Annotated in this window: 7 protein-coding genes; 4 read left to right on the top strand and 3 right to left on the bottom strand. The window is 56.9% G+C overall.

Translation table 11 applies throughout. The annotated features are described in order from the left end of the window. Positions 1-148: 148 nt before the first annotated feature. Both P7F28_RS16875 and P7F28_RS16870 read left to right on the top strand, forming a co-directional pair. Complete coding sequence (locus P7F28_RS16875) at positions 149-1,225, top strand: AraC family transcriptional regulator (protein WP_277185670.1); 1,077 nt, start codon at positions 149-151, stop codon at positions 1,223-1,225. Between the two features lie 142 nt (positions 1,226-1,367). Next, positions 1,368-2,039: an NADPH-dependent FMN reductase gene (locus P7F28_RS16870; RefSeq protein WP_277185669.1), complete on the top strand. Its 672-nt coding sequence runs from the start codon at positions 1,368-1,370 to the stop codon at positions 2,037-2,039. On the opposite strand, the gene P7F28_RS16865 is transcribed toward P7F28_RS16870, so the two are convergent. Both P7F28_RS16865 and P7F28_RS16860 read right to left on the bottom strand, forming a co-directional pair. Next, entirely contained in the window at positions 2,036-3,574 is a 1,539-nt protein-coding gene (locus tag P7F28_RS16865) for a cryptochrome/photolyase family protein (protein WP_277185668.1), read from the bottom strand. The genes P7F28_RS16870 and P7F28_RS16865 overlap by 4 nt on opposite strands. Positions 3,575-3,633: 59 nt before the next feature. After that, the gene (locus P7F28_RS16860) at positions 3,634-4,266 is read right to left on the bottom strand and encodes a LysE family translocator (protein ID WP_277185667.1); all 633 of its coding nucleotides are present in this window, start codon (positions 4,264-4,266) and stop codon (positions 3,634-3,636) included. Positions 4,267-4,424: 158 nt separating this feature from the next. Here P7F28_RS16860 and P7F28_RS16855 point away from each other — a divergent pair, with 158 nt between their 5' ends. Both P7F28_RS16855 and P7F28_RS16850 read left to right on the top strand, forming a co-directional pair. Then, positions 4,425-4,802, top strand: coding sequence for a helix-turn-helix domain-containing protein (locus tag P7F28_RS16855; RefSeq protein WP_277185666.1), 378 nt, complete (start codon positions 4,425-4,427; stop codon positions 4,800-4,802). A gap of 83 nt (positions 4,803-4,885) precedes the next feature. Continuing rightward, entirely contained in the window at positions 4,886-5,122 is a 237-nt protein-coding gene (locus P7F28_RS16850; RefSeq protein ID WP_277185665.1) for a SymE family type I addiction module toxin, read from the top strand. 39 nt (positions 5,123-5,161) lie between these two features. Here P7F28_RS16850 and P7F28_RS16845 read toward each other — a convergent pair. Beyond that, positions 5,162-5,425 (bottom strand): hypothetical protein (locus tag P7F28_RS16845; protein ID WP_277185664.1); only part of this gene is annotated, 264 nt, incomplete at its 5' end.

Below are 5,425 nucleotides of genomic sequence, written 5' to 3'. Positions count from 1 at the left end.
CCGTGATACACATTCGCCTGACTCATCTCGATCTCCGTTTCGTTGTTGAGAAAGTGCGTGAGTGCTAGTATCGGCACGCAAGCCGTTTGAAGGAATGACCGAGCGTCCAGTTATTTTGCGCAGGACGCCGAATCTGCCGGATTGACTTATGGATGCGCTTTCCGATGTACTGCGTCATGTGCGCTTAAGCGGCGCGGTTTATCTAAATGGCGAATTCACTTCGCCGTGGTGCGTAGTCGGTCAGCCATCGCATGAAATGAGCGTGACCTTGCTGCCGCGCGCGGAACGCATCGTGTCTTATCATTTGGTCACCGAAGGAAGTTGTTGGGCCGCGCTGTCGGATGATCTTGCGTCCGCCATTCGTGTCGATGCAGGTGAATTGCTGGTCGTGCCGCAAGGCGAAGCGCACCTGATGGGCAGTTCGCTCGAACATCAACCTGCGCCTGCGGAAGTGTTGGTATCGACTTATCTGCGTACATCACCGGGCGATGTAATGAAGCTCGATTACGGCGGCGGCAGCGAACCGCGCACGCGACTCATCTGCGGATTTCTCGGCTGTGACGATACGCTGACCAACCCGGTTTTATCCGCGCTGCCGCGTCTGTTCAAGGTCGATATGCGCAACGATCCACAATCCGCGTGGCTCGAATCGTCGCTCAGACTCGCGGCGGTGGAAGCGGCCGAGGGACGCGTGGGCAGCGCGATCGTGCTGGCGCGCTTATCGGAATTGCTGTTCGTGGAAGCGGTGCGACGCTGTATCGATGCCTTGCCGGAGGATCGGCGCGGCTGGCTCGCAGGCGTGGCCGATCGCTTCGTGGGCCGCGCACTGGCCATGTTGCACGCGCAACCTGCCCACAACTGGACTGTCGATGAAATCGCCCGCAAGGTCGGCTTATCGCGTTCAGCGCTGGCGCAGCGCTTTACGCAATTACTCGGCCAGCCGCCGATGCAATATCTCGCGCGCTGGCGATTGCAGATCGCGGCGCAAGAGTTGCGCAACGGCACGCGGTCGCTCGCGGCGATTGCGGAGCACGTAGGATACGAGTCGGAAGCGGCTTTCAATCGCGCGTTCAAACGTGAGTTCGGCATGCCGCCCGCAAGTTGGCGGCGCAGCCATGCAGTGGCGGATCATGCCGAAACGCTGGCGGATGACGACGCGTTCATCATCGAACAATGTGCGCCGCAAAGCGTCCCGCCCGCGCGCGCCGATTCGACTTCTCCCTGATCTAAATAAGCGCCGATTGAATATCCTTAGCGGAATAAATGCGTTCAAACGCGCGCGTTCGCTCGCTAAGATAATCGATCTCAAGCCGCGTCTCGCTTAGTCTCGCTTAGTCTCGCTTAGCTAAAAGGCTTAGCTAAGCGAGATGCGGCCGCCCAATATTCAAGGAGTAGCAATCTTGTCCCGAAGCCATTCATCGCGTGCGCCGCTGGTCGTCGGTATCGGTGGCACGACGCGGCCGGAATCCTCGACCGAACGCGCGCTCGCGTTTTCGCTGCGCGGCGCAAAGGAAGCCGGCGCGCGCGTGCAGTTGTTCGGCGGCGCGTTTCTGCATAGCCTGCCGCATTACGCGCCCGAATCGGGCACGCTGACCGACGAGCAGCATGAACTGATCGAGGCCGTGCGCGCGGCGGATGCGCTCATCATCGCGACGCCGGGTTATCACGGCGGCATTTCCGGGCTGGTAAAGAACGCGCTCGATACGCTGGAAGCATTGCGTCAGGACGAGCGTCCCTATCTCGATGGACGCGCGGTTGGCAGTATCGTGACGGCTTATGGATGGCAGGCAGCAGGTACCGTGCTCACCTCATTGCGATCGATCGTGCACGCCTTGCGCGGCTGGCCGACACCGTTCGGCGCGACCATCAACACGCTGGAAACACGCTTCGAATCCGCCGATACGTGCTCCGACCCGAAGGTCGTGGAACAACTTCGCACGGTTGGCAAACAGGCATCGAGTTTTGCGCTTGCGTTTGGTGCGCAGAATGGCGACGCGTATCACGCAGTTGAACGCGACGTAGCTATTGCGGAGCACTAAAGATCGTCTAAGGCCGACTTCAACGCGCGCGCTTTCTTGGCAATAGCCGCGCGTTCCTCTTCGGGCATACGTTCGAGTTGCTTATAAACCATCGTTAGCCGATGGTTGCGTCCAAGCTTAGCCTCGTTACGCGCAAAGAAATCCCAATAGAGTGCGTTATACGGACAGGCACCGTCTTCCGTACGCTTCTTTTTGTCGTACGCGCAGTCCTTGCAGTAATCGCTCATCCTGTCGATGTACGCCGCGCTCGATACATACGGCTTGCTCGCCATCAATCCGTTATCGGCAAACTGACTCATGCCTAGCGTATTTGGCAACTCGACCCATTCAAAGGCATCGACATAAACGCCTAAGTACCAGTCGCAGACTTCCTGCACGGAAAGCCCCGCCAGCAAAGCGAAATTGCCGATAATCATCAGCCGCTGAATATGATGCGCATGCGCCTCATCCAGCGATTGCCCGACCGCGTGCGCGAGACAACGCATGTTGGTATCGCCCGTCCAGAACCATGCGGGCAGTGGCTTTCTATGGCGGAACACGTTCTTCTCGGCATAGCGCGGCATATTCTCCCAATACACACCGCGCACATATTCACGCCAACCAATGATCTGCCTGATGAAGCCCTCGACCGCGGGCAAATCCGCTTTATGCGCGCGATACGCCTCTTCCGCCGCGTCCACCACTTCGCGCGGATTCAACATTTTCGTATTGAGCGCGAACGAAAGCAGCGAGTGAAACAAACGCGGCTCGTGCGTGCTCATTGCGTCCTGCCATGCACCGAAATTCGGCAAGGCTTCATCGATAAAACGTTCGAGTTGCTTAAGCGCTTCGGCGCGATCGAGCGGCCACGGTATGTGCGATTCATGCGGCGTGCCAAAACTCTTTACGCCCGCATCGACAATTTGCTTCCACAGCGCTTGATGGTTATGGCGATGCGCGCGTAAATCATCGGGCGCTGCCGGCGTACCGTGCCATGCCTTGCGATTATCGTGATCGAAATTCCACTGACCGCCTGCGGGCCGGTCTTCGGTTTCCATCAGCACGCCATGCAGTTTTCGCATATGCCGATAGAAATGTTCCATCAGCCATTGCTTGTGGCCGTGGTCGCTGTAGTAGCGTGCGGTTTCATCGCGTGCGGTGTAGAAATGCTCGGAATCGTGCATTGCGGTGTCGATCGGCAAGGCTTTCGCATAGCGCGCGAGTTGCTGATCGAGCCGCCATTCGTCGGGCGCCTGATATTCGAATCGATCGACTTTATAGCGTTGAATAAGCGCGTCGAGATTCGCGGGAATCGAATGCTCGTTTTGCTTATCGTCGATGGACAGATAGTGAACGCGATGGCCCTTCTTGCTTAACGCATCCGCAAAATGGCGCATGGCTGCAAAAATCGCGATGATTTTCTGCGCGTGATGCAGCACATAATCCGTTTCCTGACGCACTTCCATCATGACGTAGTGCACGTTGGAATCGCGCGTGGCGAACCAGCTATGTTGCGGGTTAAGCTGGTCGCCAAGGATCAGGCGCAAGGTTGGCATCTTTAGCTCTGCTTTGCAGGGACCTTGACTGCGTAGCAAAGACAAAGCCAGCCCTTATTTTATCGACGCGCTTCCGTCGCCATTCTTAGCGCGAGACCTGCCAGCACGGTGCCCATCAGCCAGCGTTGAATCAGCAACCACTTAGGCTTATTCGCGAGAAATATGGCGATCGTGCCCGCCGTCATCGCGACCAGGCAATTGATCGATATCGACAAGGCAATCTGTACTGAACCCAGCACCAGCGATTGTCCAAGCACGCTGCCGCGCGTGGGATCGATAAATTGCGGCAGCAACGACAGGTACAGCACCGCAATTTTCGGATTCAGCAGATTGGTGACGAAGCCCATCGTGAAGAGTTTGCGCGGGCTATCGGCGGGTAGATTGCGCACCTGGAACGGTGAGCGTCCGCCGGGTTTTATTGCTTGCCACGCGAGCCAAAGGAGATAAAGCGCGCCGCCGAAACGCAAAGCGTCATAGGCAAAGGGAATAGCGATCAGCAAAGCGGTAATGCCAAATGCTGCGCTTAGCATATAAAACACGAAGCCAAGCGCCACGCCACCAAGCGATATGAGACCGGCGACGCGGCCCTGACAAATCGAACGTGAAATCAAATACACCATGTTCGGTCCCGGCGTAAGCGCCATACCAATCGATACGAGAGCGAAGGCGAGTAATTGCGGGGCGTGCGGCATATTTTTCTTACTCCGGCAAGTGAACTTTATTGTCGCATTCGATTTGGCCGCCGCGCCATGGACAAAACTGCGTTTGGCCGTCGATACAATTCTGCTGATAGATTTCAAAGGCTTCGTTCATACCATCGCCGCATCAAGTCTCATCCGATGGTGCGATCATGCTCAAACAACGCAATACATCCTCCGCCGACTTCGGGCCACGGCTGGCGAAGTTGCGCAAGGATGCGGGTTACACACAAGTGGAATTTGCTGCCGCGATCGGCGTCTCACAGCGCATGATTGCCTACTACGAAGCGCCCGACGCCATGCCGCCCGCGCACCTGCTGCCAGAAATGGCGAAGGTACTCGGCATATCAGCGGATGTGCTGCTGGGCACCGCACAGCCGCGACGCCCTGCAAAGGTCGGAACCTCACGCCTCGAACGGCGCTTGCAGCAAATAGAGAAACTCGATGCCACTGAGAAGCGGCAGATTCTGCAACTGATCGATGCGTTCATCGAGCGCAGTCAGTTGCGAAGGAAGGTGAAACAAACGTAGCAGCGTTCGAAGAAGCGCGGCCCGTGAGGGTTACCGGCACTCGCGCGCCGCTGACCACTCATCGATTGGCCTCAGGAGTTGATATGGCAGCTAACGCCAATCTTAAAGCACGTCCAACCGTTTCTGAACGGTTCGTGACCATTCAGCAATCCCGGCGTGATAGCCGCACTCCGATCCAACCCTTCAAGAAACGCACTGATCCGCCTTTCTTTCCGTGGATCAGACTTGCCGGACGATGGATCGAGCACGCCGGGTTTCACGCCGGGCAGCGTGTAAAAGTCGCCGTTGAGCACGGCAAACTCACCATCACCTGCGAGTAACAACACTAAGGGCCGCAAACGCGGCCCTTGGTGCATTGATTAGCCTAGTCTCACTATACGAACCCCTAAGCTTTTCAAACGAGTGAGCACGGCCGCGGATAGCTCAGAATCATTTATCGGCAAATCGAACTCGCGCCCTTCCGCGTTCCTATAACAAAGCATTTCGGACACCGGGCTTTGTTCAATGAAATAATCTTCCAACTTCAACCCTCGGCCGAATAGGAACTCATCAGCCGAAATTTTCAAACCAGTCCTTTCCATTTCCACATCCTTACCGAGGCAATGGGGTTTTACCAAACCCCG

Source organism: Caballeronia sp. BR00000012568055 (genome assembly GCF_029439455.1).
GTDB lineage: Bacteria > Pseudomonadota > Gammaproteobacteria > Burkholderiales > Burkholderiaceae > Caballeronia.
The sequence above is the reverse complement of the archived record's forward strand: the minus strand, read 5'-3'. Positions and strand labels throughout refer to the sequence as shown.

Bases quoted from the DNA above. Each gene is read 5' to 3' on its own strand.
- P7F28_RS16875 (WP_277185670.1), top strand. From the start codon at position 149: ATGGATGCGCTTTCCGATGTACTGCGTCATGTGCGCTTAAGCGGCGCG.
- P7F28_RS16870 (WP_277185669.1), top strand. From the start codon at position 1,368: ATGCGGCCGCCCAATATTCAAGGAGTAGCAATCTTGTCCCGAAGCCAT.
- P7F28_RS16865 (WP_277185668.1), bottom strand. From the start codon at position 3,574: ATGCCAACCTTGCGCCTGATCCTTGGCGACCAGCTTAACCCGCAACAT.
- P7F28_RS16860 (WP_277185667.1), bottom strand. From the start codon at position 4,266: ATGCCGCACGCCCCGCAATTACTCGCCTTCGCTCTCGTATCGATTGGT.
- P7F28_RS16855 (WP_277185666.1), top strand. From the start codon at position 4,425: ATGCTCAAACAACGCAATACATCCTCCGCCGACTTCGGGCCACGGCTG.
- P7F28_RS16850 (WP_277185665.1), top strand. From the start codon at position 4,886: ATGGCAGCTAACGCCAATCTTAAAGCACGTCCAACCGTTTCTGAACGG.